At 60.2% G+C, this 13,897-nt stretch carries 15 protein-coding genes and 1 tRNA gene; 3 read left to right on the top strand and 13 right to left on the bottom strand.

Going from position 1 to position 13,897, the window contains the following annotated elements; genetic code table 11:
• Positions 1–186 (bottom strand): hypothetical protein (locus DBR18_RS29975; protein ID WP_256588969.1); only part of this gene is annotated, 186 nt, incomplete at its 3' end.
• A gap of 192 nt (positions 187–378) precedes the next feature.
• Between DBR18_RS29975 and DBR18_RS25560 the strand changes: the two genes are divergently transcribed.
• The gene (locus DBR18_RS25560; protein WP_108592399.1) at positions 379–1,491 is read left to right on the top strand and encodes a DUF2817 domain-containing protein; all 1,113 of its coding nucleotides are present in this window, start codon (positions 379–381) and stop codon (positions 1,489–1,491) included.
• A gap of 149 nt (positions 1,492–1,640) precedes the next feature.
• Here the strand turns inward: DBR18_RS25560 and DBR18_RS25555 are convergent, their stop codons facing one another.
• The 11 genes from DBR18_RS25555 to DBR18_RS25505 all read right to left on the bottom strand — a co-directional run bounded on the left by DBR18_RS25555 (position 1,641) and on the right by DBR18_RS25505 (position 9,953).
• A complete protein-coding gene (locus DBR18_RS25555) occupies positions 1,641–1,895 on the bottom strand; it encodes a bacteriocin immunity protein (RefSeq protein WP_108592398.1) in 255 nt (84 codons plus the stop codon).
• 2 nt (positions 1,896–1,897) lie between these two features.
• Positions 1,898–1,990, bottom strand: a complete 93-nt coding sequence (locus DBR18_RS30405; RefSeq protein ID WP_371921157.1) for a hypothetical protein — start codon at positions 1,988–1,990, stop codon at positions 1,898–1,900.
• A gap of 234 nt (positions 1,991–2,224) precedes the next feature.
• The gene (locus DBR18_RS25545) at positions 2,225–2,485 is read right to left on the bottom strand and encodes a bacteriocin immunity protein (protein WP_108592397.1); all 261 of its coding nucleotides are present in this window, start codon (positions 2,483–2,485) and stop codon (positions 2,225–2,227) included.
• A gap of 16 nt (positions 2,486–2,501) precedes the next feature.
• Positions 2,502–2,753: a bacteriocin immunity protein gene (locus DBR18_RS25540; RefSeq protein ID WP_100847219.1), complete on the bottom strand. Its 252-nt coding sequence runs from the start codon at positions 2,751–2,753 to the stop codon at positions 2,502–2,504.
• A 9-nt stretch (positions 2,754–2,762) separates the two neighbouring features.
• Entirely contained in the window at positions 2,763–4,010 is a 1,248-nt protein-coding gene (locus tag DBR18_RS25535) for an S-type pyocin domain-containing protein (RefSeq protein WP_108592396.1), read from the bottom strand.
• 328 nt (positions 4,011–4,338) lie between these two features.
• Positions 4,339–4,415 (bottom strand) — tRNA-Met (locus tag DBR18_RS25530).
• An 86-nt stretch (positions 4,416–4,501) separates the two neighbouring features.
• Positions 4,502–5,956 carry an amidase gene (locus DBR18_RS25525; RefSeq protein WP_108592395.1) on the bottom strand — a complete coding sequence of 485 codons (1,455 nt, stop codon included), beginning with the start codon at positions 5,954–5,956 and terminating at the stop codon, positions 4,502–4,504.
• Positions 5,957–6,018: 62 nt separating this feature from the next.
• A complete protein-coding gene (locus DBR18_RS25520; protein ID WP_371921156.1) occupies positions 6,019–7,053 on the bottom strand; it encodes an extracellular solute-binding protein in 1,035 nt (344 codons plus the stop codon).
• Between the two features lie 39 nt (positions 7,054–7,092).
• Positions 7,093–7,899: an ABC transporter permease gene (locus tag DBR18_RS25515; protein ID WP_025109361.1), complete on the bottom strand. Its 807-nt coding sequence runs from the start codon at positions 7,897–7,899 to the stop codon at positions 7,093–7,095.
• The gene (locus DBR18_RS25510; protein WP_108592394.1) at positions 7,899–8,819 is read right to left on the bottom strand and encodes an ABC transporter permease; all 921 of its coding nucleotides are present in this window, start codon (positions 8,817–8,819) and stop codon (positions 7,899–7,901) included. The genes DBR18_RS25515 and DBR18_RS25510 overlap by 1 nt, the downstream gene beginning before the upstream one ends.
• Positions 8,820–8,834: 15 nt before the next feature.
• Entirely contained in the window at positions 8,835–9,953 is a 1,119-nt protein-coding gene (locus tag DBR18_RS25505; RefSeq protein ID WP_108592393.1) for an ABC transporter ATP-binding protein, read from the bottom strand.
• Positions 9,954–10,180: 227 nt separating this feature from the next.
• On the opposite strand from DBR18_RS25505, the gene DBR18_RS25500 reads away from it, so the two are divergent.
• The gene (locus DBR18_RS25500; RefSeq protein ID WP_108592392.1) at positions 10,181–11,083 is read left to right on the top strand and encodes a LysR substrate-binding domain-containing protein; all 903 of its coding nucleotides are present in this window, start codon (positions 10,181–10,183) and stop codon (positions 11,081–11,083) included.
• Here the strand turns inward: DBR18_RS25500 and DBR18_RS25495 are convergent.
• On the bottom strand, positions 11,076–13,133 hold the full coding sequence (locus DBR18_RS25495) for a methyl-accepting chemotaxis protein (protein WP_108592391.1): 2,058 nt from the start codon (positions 13,131–13,133) through the stop codon (positions 11,076–11,078). The genes DBR18_RS25500 and DBR18_RS25495 overlap by 8 nt on opposite strands.
• A gap of 443 nt (positions 13,134–13,576) precedes the next feature.
• Here DBR18_RS25495 and DBR18_RS25485 point away from each other — a divergent pair.
• Positions 13,577–13,897, top strand: a 321-nt coding sequence (locus DBR18_RS25485; RefSeq protein ID WP_146188797.1) for an MFS transporter, incomplete at its 3' end; no start/stop codon positions are given.

Below are 13,897 nucleotides of genomic sequence, written 5' to 3'. Positions count from 1 at the left end.
TGGCAAGGTCGAGGAGGGCGGGGCGTTGCACGCGGTGAGGGTCAGGGCGCTGATGATCAGCGTCAGGGTAGGCAGGCGAAAGCGGCTCAGGGGCAGGGCTGGAAACACGTGGTGCTCTCCGTCCGTGGGGTGAAAGGTCTGACGGACTTTATCGACCGGTCGGTCGCGACGCAAACCGGCGGGCATTTTTGTCTTTCTTTTCGGGGCGGATATTCGCTAGGGTCGATCTCAATCAATCAAGCGCAAACATTCCCCTGTAGGAGTGAGCCTGCTCGCGATAGCGTCAGCACATTCAACATCATTGCTGACGGATAAACCGCTATCGCGAGCAGGCTCACTCCTACAAAGGTCAAGCCATAAAAATCACAAGAGGCGGATATGCACAGCGAGTTTCCCACCGAGTCCAGTTACGGTCATCAACGCGAACGGTTTCTCCACGCCGCGACAGTCTCCGGAGCCACGCTCACCTCCTACGCACACCCACGTTGCGGCCCCTTCGGCGAACCCTTGAGCACCGACGTCGCGGTGCTCGGTGATCCGCGGGCCAAGCGCCGGCTGCTGGCGCTTAGCGGCACTCACGGGGTCGAAGGCTATTACGGCTCGGATGGCCAGATCGACTGGCTGAAGACCTTCGTGCCCGGCTCGCTGCCCAAGGATGTCGCGGTAGTGATGATTCACCTGATCAACCCGTGGGGCACCGCGTGGCTGCGGCGGGTCAACGAAGACAACATCGACCTCAACCGCAATCATCTGGATTTCACCAGGCCGTTGCCGGATAACCGCGCTTACGCGGCATTGCACGAGATTTACGCCTGCACCGATTTGCACGGCCCCGAGCGCGCGCGGGCCAATGCCTTGCTCGACGCGCAGATTGCCGAACACGGTTGGCCGGCGGTGATGTCGATTGTCGAGGGCGGTCAGCATAGCCATCCCGATGGATTGTTTTACGGGGGCCGCGCGCCGAGCTGGTCGAATCGCACGTTGCATCAGATCATCGACGCACATGTGGCTGGCGCTGAAACCGTCATGTGCTTCGACCTGCACACCGGGGCAGGCGAGTACGGGCATCCGATGTTGCTCACCATCACCCAGGCGCCTTATCCGGCACTCGCGCAGGCACAGACGATTTATGGCCCATGGCTTTACACGCTGCACACCGGCGCCGACACCTTGAGCGAAACCGGTGTGGCAGCGACGGCGACCGGGTACACCTCACAGGCGCTGCTCAATGCGTTGCCCGACGTGCAACTGATGCCATTCGTGATCGAATGCGGAACGTATCCGGGGCCAGACGTGCATCGGTATTTGCGCGATGATCACTGGCTCCATTTGCATGGTGATCCGCTGGGTGCGACAGGGCGGGCTATCAAATTGAATCTGCTGGAGCAGTTTTATCCGGCAGATCCGGACTGGCGGGCGATGGTGGGGCTGCGAACTCGGCAGATCTGGGTGAAGGGGCTGATGGCCCTGTCGGCAGAGCAGCCTGAATAGGTCAGGCCTGGCAGTGTGGTGAGGGGATTTATCCCCGATGGACTGCGCAGCAGGCCCGTTCGGTTTTACTGGGGAAAAGGGTGCTGCGCACCCTATCGGGGATAAATCCCCTCGCCACAGGGTGGTCTTTTTTTTGGGGATGAAGGTGTTTATTGCTTGAAGCCGGGTAGTCCATTTTCAGCACGCCACTTTTTAATGGTTTTGGTCACGCCTTCTGCTGAATCGTCGGCGTCGTCCTCAGGGTAGAAAATCAAGTCAGATCCCTTCGGATGTCCACAAATTGAGTTGAAGTGAAGTACAAGCCTGCCTTCTTCTTCCTCGCTCTCATCATTTCCCATGATGCGCTCAAGCAGGTTGAGGAATTCTTGCTCCTTGTAATCCGAGAAACTATTTTTAGTAGACATTTTCATTCCGTGTGAATCTCTATGTGTCGCTTCGGGGTCATCACAGCGAGGTTGTCCACATCATAAACAGCACCTCCATGCCGGATATGCTCGATGCGATGTGGTCCGTTTTTGGCTTTCTTGAATATCTATATGGTTGAAGGGAGTGATGGCCCTGTCGGCAGAGCTACCTAAACAGGTCAGGTTTGGCAGTGTGGTGAGGGGATTTATCCCCGATGGACTGCGCAGCAGTCCCATTCGGTTTTAATAGGGAAAAGGGTTGCTGCGCACCCTATCGGGGATAAATCCCCTCGCCACGGGTTCGGTGTGTCTCGAGGGATAAAAAACGCTTATTGCTTAAATCCGGGCAGACCATTAGCAGCACGCCATGCTGCAACTGTACGAGCTATACCAGCGGACGACGTGTCCGCTCCGGGTTCTGGATAGTAAATAAGGTCCATCCCGCTTGGATGGCCAACAATCGAGTTGAAGTGCCGCACTAAGACATCTGCACGCTCATCCGTGGGCGCTTTGTCTTCTTTTCTGATCTCGTCCACGAATTCAACGAAGTCATGTTCGGTGTAGTCCGCGACGCTGCGTTTGATGATCATATTTTGGGTTCGACATCTATTGCTTGAAGCCCGGAAGTCCATTAGTGGCACGCCACTCCTTTACAGTCTTCGCAATGCCCTCAGCAGAGCTGTTTGCTCCTGGCTCGGGATAAAAAATCAGGTCGGTTCCATCCGGGTGACCGGTTAGCGTTCTGAACTGCGCCAGCAGTTCACCAAGCTCCGTATCCGATCCACATTTGTTGGTTGCACGTATTTTTTCAATGAAGCGGATAAATTCGGCTTCTGTGTATTCGGATATTTTTACCATGTGCGTTCACTACTTTTTGTGCTGGCTGATGTGATTTCTAGGGGTGTTGATGCGGAGGTTGTCTATGTCGTACACAGCGCCGCCGTCTACGATCCGCTCGACGTGGTGTATTTCAAATACGCCTCGTGTGCCAACGGCCTCTCTATCTCGAACGGCGGGAGCATTGCCTGACACTAAACGATCTTGGGCATCCACATTGAACTGATTAAACAGGGCTGGATCATCCCGCACGGCCTGCCAGAATGCTTTCCGAAATGCATCGAAGCTTGAAAACTCCTTCCCCCTGAGCCTATCCGCAATCCGTGTCGGAATCGGCGCACCGATCCCCGTTCCCGCTCCAGCAAGCCATACCCCCGAAACATCCTCACCAACCCCCGTCACCGTCCCCGGCATCAGTCTGGCCGGCCTCGAAAACACCACATAAAGCGACTTCAGCCCGGTGTCCGCCGGGAACACCAGAATACAATCCTCGGCGGTAATGTCCTCGCCGGGCAGGCCTTCTATCTGGGTGTCAGTGTTCTCGGGAATCGGGTGGACAAGGATCGTGTTCAGTTGCTCGCCGTGTTCCGGGTAAACCAGCGGCGGCATTGAACCGAGTGGCCCGCGTTGTGGCGTCCACAGAATCGTGATGCCGTTGAGCCTGGCCTCCATGGCCGTCTTGTCGCTGTTCCACTCGACTTTGACGGTGCGCACCGAGTCATCGCCCGAGGCGCTGGAGTGGATGCCGTAAACCTGCATGACGCCTTGGGCATCGCGCCGAAACTGGAAGCGCACGCGAGTGCTGGCGCGGCTCATGCTGCGCAGCTGTTCGTCGGTGTGCAATGTGCCGTCGCCCATGCGGGTCGGCAGCATCCCGAGGACGAACACGCTGGCCGGGCCGCCTGCGCCACGGATGGCCCAGTTGAGGCGTTGTTGCAGAATCCCGCCGCCGGCCATGCGCCCCAATGCCAGGTCAGCGCCAAGTGCGGTCGCTACTGCAGTGCTGGCTGATGGAAAGAGCATGGCTCCGGCGACCATGATCTTGCCGAAATTTGAGGCGGGCTCTGTTGCAGTGCCTGCGTCCGTTCGGCACCAGTTACCTGGCGTGCAGGACTTGGCGAACACCTGATCTTCGCGGGGCTTGGGCGTTGGCCATTCATCCTTTTCGATGTACACCGGCTCCGGTGCTGCAGGCGCAGGCCACCAACCCCATGAAGCGTCACCGTAGTGGCGGTCTTCAAACCAGTCGTCATCGAAGTGGGATTTGAGTCGAGCCATGCCAACTCCCTGTATGGCTTTGAAACGAGCCAAGGGAGCTTGTCGGTCAACGGGGAATTCGGGCAAACCGATGGGGTGGGTTTCAGGCGCGAGGTTTTACGAAAAATCCAGTTCTTACTTCGCTCGCACCTTTTTCCTGCAGTGCTTTCCCGGTTTTTTGACGTGTGATCAACCTTGGTCAAGGCCAATCAGGAGTTATGGGGAAGGGAGTGGCAGGATGGAGAGGGGCTGCTTTGCAGCCATCGGGGATAAATCCCCTCGCCACAGGATGTGGTTTTTTCGAGGCATAAAAAAAAGGCCTACCTTTCGGTAAGCCGTTTTTAGTACTTGGTGGCTACACAGGGACTTGAACCCCGGACCCCAGCATTATGAATGCTATGCTCTAACCAACTGAGCTATGTAGCCAAGTGGCGCGCATTATTCCCCTGAAATGGAAAAGCGTCAAGCGTAAATTTAAAAATTTTTTCTACGCTTTCAACCGTTTATCAAAATCATGGGCCGAGCAGTGGTGAAGGGCAGCGTTCGAACCAGCGGCTGGCCTGTTCATAGGCGTGGGCCAGTTGAAGGACAGCGAAGTCGGCGTGGTGCTTGCCGATGATCTGCAACCCCATCGGCAAACCGTTCGAATTGAATCCCGCCTGCACACTGGCGACCGGGCAACCCGATAGCGTGCCCGGAATCACCACCTCCATCCAGCGATGATAGGTGTCCATCGCCACGCCTTCGATTGCCTTGGGCCACGGCTGGGTTTTATCGAACGGGAAGACTTGAGCGCTGGGCAGCAGCAAATAGTCGTAGTGTTCGAACAGCCGCGAAATCGCCCGATACCAGTCGCTGCGCACCACCGAGGCAGCGAACACTTCGCTGGCCGACAGCTTCAAGCCGTTTTCCACTTCCCAGATTGCCTCCGGTTTCAACAGCTCGCGTTTCTGTGGGTCGGCATAAGTTGCGCCCATCGACCCCGCGACCATCCAGTGCCGTAACGTCCGCCAACTGCTCCACAGCCGCTCAGGCGCGAAACCCGGCTCAATCGACTCAACGTGGCAACCGAGGCTTTCAAAGTCGGCAAAGGTCTTCTCGCACAGCGACAGAACGCCGTTCTCCATCGGCAGATAACCGTTGAAATCCCCCAGCCATCCCAACCGCGTGCCTTTGAAGTCACGCTCCAGCGGCGCCGCAAAGGCCACACCGGATTCGCAGATCGACAGTGGCGCCCGCGCATCGCCCCCGGCCTGCACCGACAACAGCAACGCCGCATCCCTCACGCTGCGCGCCATCGGCCCTTCATAACCGAGTTGATCGAAGAACAGATCGGCACTGTCATCAAACGGCACCCGACCCTGAGAAGGCCGAAACCCGAAGATATTGTTGAACGCTGCCGGGTTGCGCAGCGAACCCATCATGTCGCTGCCATCGGCCACCGGTACCAGATGCATCGCCAGTGCCGCCGCTGCGCCGCCACTGCTGCCGCCTGCGGTTTTGCTCGGGTCATAAGCGCAGCCCGTCGCACCGAACAGCGGGTTGTAACTCTGCGAACCGAGTCCGAATTCCGGGGTGTTGGTCTTGCCGATGATGATCGCGCCGGCGGCCTTGATCCGCTCGACCATGATGCCGTCGCGCTCGGGGATAAAGTCCTTGAACAACGGTGAGCCAAGCGTGGTGCGGATGCCCTGGGTCAGCGACAGATCCTTGATCGCGTGGGGCAGGCCGTGCATCCAGCCACGGTATTCACCGCGCGCCAGTTCGGCATCGCGTTCATCGGCTTGGGCCAGCAGAACATCGGGCGCCTGCAGGCTGATCAGCGCATTGACCTGCGGGTTGAAACGTTCGATATGGGCAAGATAAGTCTGCATCACTTCGCGGCAGGAAACCTGGCGCAGGCGGATGCGTTCGGCGAGCGCGTGGGCCTGCAGCAGGACCAGTTCGCTGATGTTATTGGAATTCATGACAACGGCGCCTTTCGGACGGCTGGAGAAACGCCCCGGCCGCATGCCGGGGCGGGCAGGGATCAACGCATCAGGTTGGTCCAGAGACGGTCAGCGAGACGGATCGCGCCTTCGCCGCAGGTCTTGCTGAACACCACGTGGGTGCCCTCGGGAATGTGCAGTTCCGGCGCGTCCTTGAGCGCCGCATCGAGGAACGGTTCGACGCCTTTGATCGGGCTCTGGTGCTTGAGGAAGTTCTGGGTCATCGCCGAGTTTTCCGGCTGGCTGAGGAACGCAATGAACGCCTTGGCATTTGCCGGATTCTTGCTGCCGGTAGGGATGACCATGTTGTCGACCCAGGCCAGCACGCCTTCTTTCGGGTACAGGTATTTCAGGCTCGGTTTCATCTCGCGGGCACGCATCGACGAGCCGCCCCAGAACATCGACATGTCGATTTCACCCGAGGCGAGGTTCTCGCGGATCGAGCCGGCCTTGGAACTGTATGTCTTCACGAACGGCTTCTGCGCCTTGAGCAGCGTGAGGATCTGCTGCATCTGTTTCGGGTCTTCGCTGCACAGCGGAATGTTCAGGTACAGGCTGGCCATGTCGACCATGTCGCTGACCGAATCGAACATGTTGATTCGCCCCTGCAACTCGGCTGGCGGCTCGTACAAAACCTTGTAGCTGTCGGCAGGGCCTTTGTAGCGCGCACTGTCGAGGACCACGCTGGTGGTGCCCCAGATGAACGGCACCGAATACGCGCCCTCCGGGTCCCAGCTCGGTTTTTTCAGGTTATCCACGACGCTGGCGTAGTACGGTTCCTTGACCGGGTCGAAACGCTCCAGGAGGTTTTCCTTGATCAGGATCGGGATGAACTGGTGCGACGGAATCGCCACGTCATACCCGGCGCCACCCTGTTTCAGTTTCGCCAGCAGGGTCTCGTTGGAGTCGTAGGAATCGACGGTGACTTCGATGCCTGTCTGCTTCTGGAACTTGGCGAGAATCTCCGGCGAGAAGTAGCCGCTCCAGCTCACCACGTTGAGTTTTTCCGCAGCCTGAACGCTGCCGGTCATCGCCAGCGGCACAGTCAGGAACAACGCAGTGCCGACGCTTTTCATCCACTTGCTCATGCTATTTCCCCACAGTTCTTGGAAGGTTCAGGCGTTCTTTTTGCCCAGCAGGTAAGAGAGGCTCACAAACAGCACCGAGACGCCCAGGATCAGGGTCGACACGGCGTTGACGTCGGGTGTCACGCCCATGCGCAGCAGGCCGAAGATGAAGATCGGCAGGGTCGTGGTGCCGGCCTGGGAGACCATCATCGAGATCACGAAGTTATCCAGCGAGACGATGAAGGCCAGCATCAGCCCGGAGAAAATCCCCGGCATCAGCAGCGGCAAGGTCACTTTGCGAAAGGTCCGCCACGGGCCGGCATAGAGGTCGGCCGAAGCTTGCTCCAGCGACAGATCCATATCGTTGAGGCGCGCACGGATCGGCAGGTAGGCGAACGGAATGCAGAACACCGTATGGGCGATGATCAGGTTGCCGTAACCCAGCGACAGGCCAATGGTCGAGAACAGTGCCAGCGTCGCCACACCGACGACAATTTCCGGCAGCACCAGCGGCAGCATGATCGCGCCCATCGACAGTTGCAGTCCCTTGAACTTGGCCCCCCGTGAGGTGCCGAGGGCGGCGAGGGTGGCAATTGCCGTGGCGATCATGCTTGCGCAAACCGCGATCAACAGGCTGTTGCCAGCGGCCTGGCGCAAGGCCTGATTGGCGAACGCGGCGCGATACCAGTCGAGGCTGAAACCGGTCCACACCGTCGCCGACTGGTTGGCGTTGAACGAGAACACCACCAGCACCACGATTGGCGCGTACAGGTACAGATAGAACAGGAAACTGAAGCCGCCGAAACCGGGAAAGTCCTGCACGCCCAGCCCTTTGCGTTTGAATAGCGCGAGCATCACGCACCTCCTTTGGCGATGCGCTGGCGCTCGGCGCGCAGGGCATACACAGTCAGCACCAGCATCACCGCGGCCATCAGCACCAGCGACAGGGCTGCGCCGAACGGCCAGTTACGTGCATCGCTGAACTGCCGGAAAATCAGATTGCCGAGCATCATTCGCGTGCCGCCTCCGAGCAGTTCCGGGGCGATCATCGCGCCCAGGCAAGGCACGAAAGTGAGGATGGCGCCGGCGAGAATTCCCGGTTTGGCAATCGGCAACACCACTTTGCGCAAAGTGCGCACGCGACCGGCATACAGATCCTGAGCGGCTTCGAGCAGGCGAATGTCCATCTTTTCCAGCGTCGCGTAGATCGGCAACACCACGAACGGCGCGTAGGTATAAACCAGCCCCAGCAGCACTGCGCCGTCGGTGTACAACAACTGCAACGGCTCATGGATGACGCCCATACCCATCAGGCTGTTGTTGATTACTCCGGTGTTGCGCAGCAGCAGAATCCACGCATAAGTGCGGATCAGCAGGTTGGCCCAGAACGGCACGGTGATCAGAAAGATCAGCAAGCCACGCCGGTGCGCCGGCTGCATCGCCAGCCACACCGCCACCGGGAAACCGATCAGCAGGGTAATAACGGTGGTCAGGCCGGCAATGCCGACCGAGCGCAGGGCGATGATCAGGTAGGAATCGGCAAAGGCCAGGCTGTCGTCCATCTGGCGTTCGAACAGCAACGAGGTGTAGGCATCGGTGCTGAAGACTTTATTGACCCCGCCGTAGGGGTTGGCTTCCATCAGCGAATAGCCGATGACGATCAGGATCGGCACCAGCAGAAACAGGCCAATGGCGACCAGCGCCGGGCTGACCCCGAGGAAACTCTGGAAGGCCTTGCGGCGCTCCAGCGTGTTGGCAATCGGTAAGGCGTGCATGGCAACTCCTCGGGCTCAATCGTGCAGGACGCTGGCGCTTCCCCGGTCAAACAACAGACCGGCCTGACTGCCGACGGCAAAGCGCAGGCTCTGGTCGACGCAGTTGGGCGTGCGCACGGTGAGACGCGAGCCGTCGCTGAGGCTGACCTGATATTGCAGATCGGTGCCCAGGTAGATCTGCGCTTCGGTCCGGCACGGCAGCGCGGCTTCGGTCGCGGCGGGCACCAGATGCAGGCGCTCGGGGCGCACCGACAAGGTCACGCTGGCGCCGACCGCCACGTCGCTGCACGCTTGCGCCGGCAGCGGATGCCCGGCCGGCCCGGCAAACCAGGCCATGCCGTCCTCGATCTTCGTCACCGTGCCCTGGATGAAGTTGGTCTCGCCGATGAAGTCGGCCACGAAGCGATTGCGCGGGCGTTCGTAGATGTCTTCCGGGCGGCCGACCTGCTGCACTTCGCCTTCGGACAACACGGCGATGCGGTCGGACATGGTCAGCGCTTCTTCCTGGTCGTGAGTGACGAAGATGAAGGTGATGCCGGTCTTGGCCTGTATGGTTTTCAGCTCTTCGCGCATGGCCTGGCGCAGCTTGAGGTCGAGGGCCGACAGTGGCTCATCCAGCAGCAGGACTTTCGGGTGTGGTGCCAGCGCACGGGCCAGCGCCACACGTTGTTGCTGGCCGCCGGACAGCTGCGCCGGTTTGCGATTGGCGAAGCGTTCCATCTGCACCAGCGCGAGCATCTCGCGTACCCGCTCGGCGATCTGCGTTTTGCTCAAGACCTTGCTCATCGGGTGGGATTCGAGGCCGAAGGCCAGGTTCTCGGCGATGGTCATGTGCGGGAACAGTGCGTAATGCTGGAACACCGTGTTGACCGGACGCTGGAATGGCGGGCGGTCGGCGATGTTTTCGCCGTACAGCAGGATTTCGCCTTCGGTGGGAAACTCGAAGCCGGCGATCATCCGCAGCAGGGTGGTTTTGCCGCAGCCTGAAGGGCCGAGCAGGGTGAAGAATTCGTTGTCGCGAATGTCCAGGTCGATGTTTTTCAACGCCACCGGACCGGTGTTCGGGTCACCGTAAACCTTGCGCACCGAGCGGATCGACACCGCCAGTGTTTGCAGCGAATGCAGGGCATTCATGCGTTACCTCCGATTCCCCCATCGCCTGCGATTGCGCTGCGAATCAGCGAAGTCGTCGGGCCATGGATATTATTTTTCTGGGCAGGATCGAGATTGCGTACGGGGTGAAACCAGCTGTTTTTTTGTTCTGCTGTGGCTCGATTATCAGCCAGGGGTTGCGCGGGGCGACACTTCAATTTAAACATGGCAGCTGTTAGTTAATTTAACAGCCATAGGTGCCAGGAATCATGCCCGACCACCGTTTGCCGCCGCTCAACGCGGTGCGTGCGTTCGATGCCGCCGCGCGTTTGGGCAGCTACGTCGAAGCCTCGAATGCCCTGCACGTGACTCAGCCGGCGATTGGTCGGCATGTGAAGTTGCTCGAGGACTGGCTGGGCATTCAGTTGTTCGAGCGCACTTCGCGCGGGGTCAACCTGACGCCGGCAGGGGAGAAGTACCACCGCAAGATCAGCGCCGCGTTGCAGTTGATCATCGAGGCCGGCAAAGAGGCGCAGCCCAAGGATGCCGAGCGCTGGTTGCGGATCATGGTGGTGCCGGGGTTTGCCAAGCGCTGGCTCATGCCGCGCATCGAAGCGATGCGCCATTTGCGGCCGGGTTTGAAGTTCGCCATCGAGCCGAACTCGACCTTCACCGAAGTCGACGGCAAGAGCGCCGATCTGGGCATCGTCTACGGCCTCGACGGGCAATACGCCGACTCGCGGGAGGCATTGATCTGCCCGCGCGTGTTTCCAATCTGTACCCCGCACTATCTCGCCAGTATCGGGCCTGTGACTGACCCGGCGGATCTGGTTCGGCATGAACTGATCCACGTCGATGACGGCGAATGGTGGAACCTGTGGTTCGCCGCCCACGAGCTGGATATTCACCTCAACTCCGACATGCTTTACGTCAACAACGATCACGCGCTGTCGGTGGCCGAGAGTGGGCAGGGCATTGCGCTGGCCAATGAGGTGCTGGTTCGCGAAGAACTCAAGTCCGGCAAACTGGTGCGCGCGGTGGACGCGCAGGTCAAGCTGGAAAGCTATCGGGTGCTCACGCCGTCCGCCGAACTGTCGGCGGATGTGGCGTGGTTTATTCAATGGCTCAAGTCAGAGCTGGAAGCGGACTTCCCCGAAGCGCGGATCAACTGAGGCGAAAGCGTGCGGTGTTGTCGCTCAGGGCCTTGCTGCCCTGACTCAAGGTGTCCGCCGCCAGATTCACTGCGCGGGCACCTTCAAGCAGACGCACCGCGGCCTGATCGACCTGCTGGATATTGCCGCTGACTTCATCGGCGGTGCTTGCCTGTTCTTCCACGGCGGTTGCGATTTGCGCGAGGGTGTCAGTGACACTCTGTACCGCGCTGGCGATTTCGCCGAGACGTTCACCAAGACCGGTCACGGCTGCGGCATCCGATTGCGCCTGGCCGCAGGCGGCTTCCATCAGGCTGACCGCTTCGTTGACCGTAGCGCGGAGGCTGTCGACGGTGCCGGCAATCTGCGCAGTGGACGATTGCGTGCGCTGTGACAGGCTGCGCACTTCATCGGCGACCACGGCAAACCCGCGTCCCTGTTCGCCGGCGCGTGCCGCCTCGATCGCAGCGTTGAGCGCCAGCAAGTTCGTCTGCTCGGCGACGCCACGAATGGTGTCGACCACCAATTGAATCTGCTGGCCCTGTTCGCTGACTCGACCGAGCGCGGCGGCGGTGTCGTTCAGGCGTTGATTGAGCTGCTGAATGCTCGCCGTGGTGCGCTGGCTGTCGCGGCTGCTGTCGGCGGCGATGCGCCGGGTGTGCTGGGCGCTGCCCGAAGCCTGTTCGCAACTCTGCGCCACACCTTGCGACGTGGCGGCCAGTTGCGTGGCGGCAGCGGCGATCTGGCTGATCTGCAATTGCTGCGCCTCGACTTCGCTGAGCGCGCCGCTGGAGTGGTCATTGAGGCTGCGCACCGCGTGGCTCAGTTGCGAGGTTTCGTGATCGACCCCGAGCATGCTGGCGCGCAGTTGCACCACGGCAACGTTGAGCGCGGTGCTGATCGCCGCCAGCTCATCGCGGCCCACCACCGGCACTTGCAAGCTCAGGTTGCCGTCACGCAGGGCTTCGGCGAGCAGGGTGATGCCGCTGGCGCTGCGCCGGATCGAAGCCTGCAGGCAGACGAACAGGTACAACGCCGCCAGCAGCAAGCAACCGAACACCGCGGCGACCACGATGAACTGGCGAATCGCCGAAGCGTGGTAGGCGTCCAGACGCTGATCCAGCGACAGCAGTGATTGCTGGCGCAACGAGGCGAGGTCGCCCAGCAGGGCGTCGAGGCTGCGTTCGAAGTCTTCGGGCTTGAGCGTGATGCTGCCGCCGAATACGCCGTCATCCAGCACTTTCAACCCGGCATCGAGGCGCTTGAGACTGTCGTGATACTGACCGGCCCAGGTTTGCAGATCGCTCGGCAGACGCGCTTCGAGCAGGCCGGCGGTTTTGACAAGCTGCTCGCGGGCGTCGCCGATGCGGCCACGCAAGTCACGCAGCTGCAAGCGGCTTTGCAGGGTGAATTGTCCCGAGACCACCGAAGCCTGACCGACGGCGGCGAGGCGACCCACCCGCTCGATCAGGTCCGGCGCGTGCTGCGTGGAGATCTGCGTCAGCAAGTAAGTTTCCAGCCACGGCGCGAGGGTCAGGCGATTGTCCATGACGATCTGCTCACGCAAGGCTTGCAGGGCGCTGAGGGCGTTGGTGAAGCGATCGTAACCGTCCGGCCACCAGCCGACGCTGCTCAGACTTTTCGAATCCAGACCGCCGAGTGCGGTTTGCAGGGCTTGATAGCGAGCTAGGGTTTCGCCTTCGGCACCTGCATTTTTCAGCGCGTTGCCCAGGTCGGTGGTGGCTTGCACGACAGCAGGCTGGATCTTGTCGAACGCTGCCATGGCGGCGAGGGTCGCCGGGGTCGGCTGGCGATTGGTTTCGGTGGCGCGCCAACGGGCGGCGCGGTCACGCTGGGCGGCGAGCAGGTTGTCCAGCGCATCGAGGCTGAGCAACTGCCGCACGCCGGCACGCTCGCCGGAAATCAGGTTGAGCCTGTCGCGATAGTCCTGGCCGATCATCAACAGGCTGCCGGCCAGCGGCAGAATGAACAGCAGAAACAACAGCTGGAATTTACGTGCGAAGCCAAACCGCCCCAGCAATTTGATCCCCGGTGAAAGGAAAGCCTGCATGCCTCATGACTCCTCTGGACACCACGCACCGATGGCGTGCATCGCGGTCGTGCAACCCGGATGTCGTGCCCTGCTAAAAGGCCTCGAAAGTTCACTCTCGCCCGCTCTGTAGGCCGGCTCTGTAGCGAAACTTCCCATTCTCGGCAGCCTTTGTAAGGCCACCGCGTTCGAGGGGAGAAGCAAGGCAAGATTCAGACCATGGCGTTGCGCTATCACCTGTGGGATCGCCTATCCCCTGTAGGAGCTGCCGCAGGCTGCGATCTTTTGATCTTGCCCTTTTAAAAAAAAATCAAAAGATCGCAGCCTTCGGCAGCTCCTACAGGGATTGATGAGTTATCGAACTGGACGTTAGTTAGCTGGCTAAGGGGATGGCGCTGGCGCACCGAAAAATGGCACATTGGCGCACCTGCCCGCGTGCACCCATCTGCTGTACGGAAACTTCCATGGCTATCAGCAACGCTCAGACCGCCGCTGCCTCGGCGCCCGCTGCTCCGCAAAGCAGCCCACTGGTGATGCGTATCATCGGCGCGGTGGCGCTGGCGCATTTGATCAACGACCTGATTCAGTCGGTGCTGCCGTCGATCTATCCGATGCTTAAAGCCAACTATGGCTTGAGCTTCACCCAGGTCGGCCTGATCACGCTGACCTTCCAATTGACCGCATCGCTGCTGCAGCCGTGGGTCGGTTATCACACTGACCGCCATCCGAAACCGTGGCTGTTGCCGGCGGGATCGATCTGCACGCTGATTGGCATCGTGATGATG

The organism is Pseudomonas sp. HMWF021 (assembly GCF_003061005.1).
Lineage (GTDB): Bacteria > Pseudomonadota > Gammaproteobacteria > Pseudomonadales > Pseudomonadaceae > Aquipseudomonas.
This window is presented reverse-complemented; position numbering and strand designations above follow the sequence as displayed.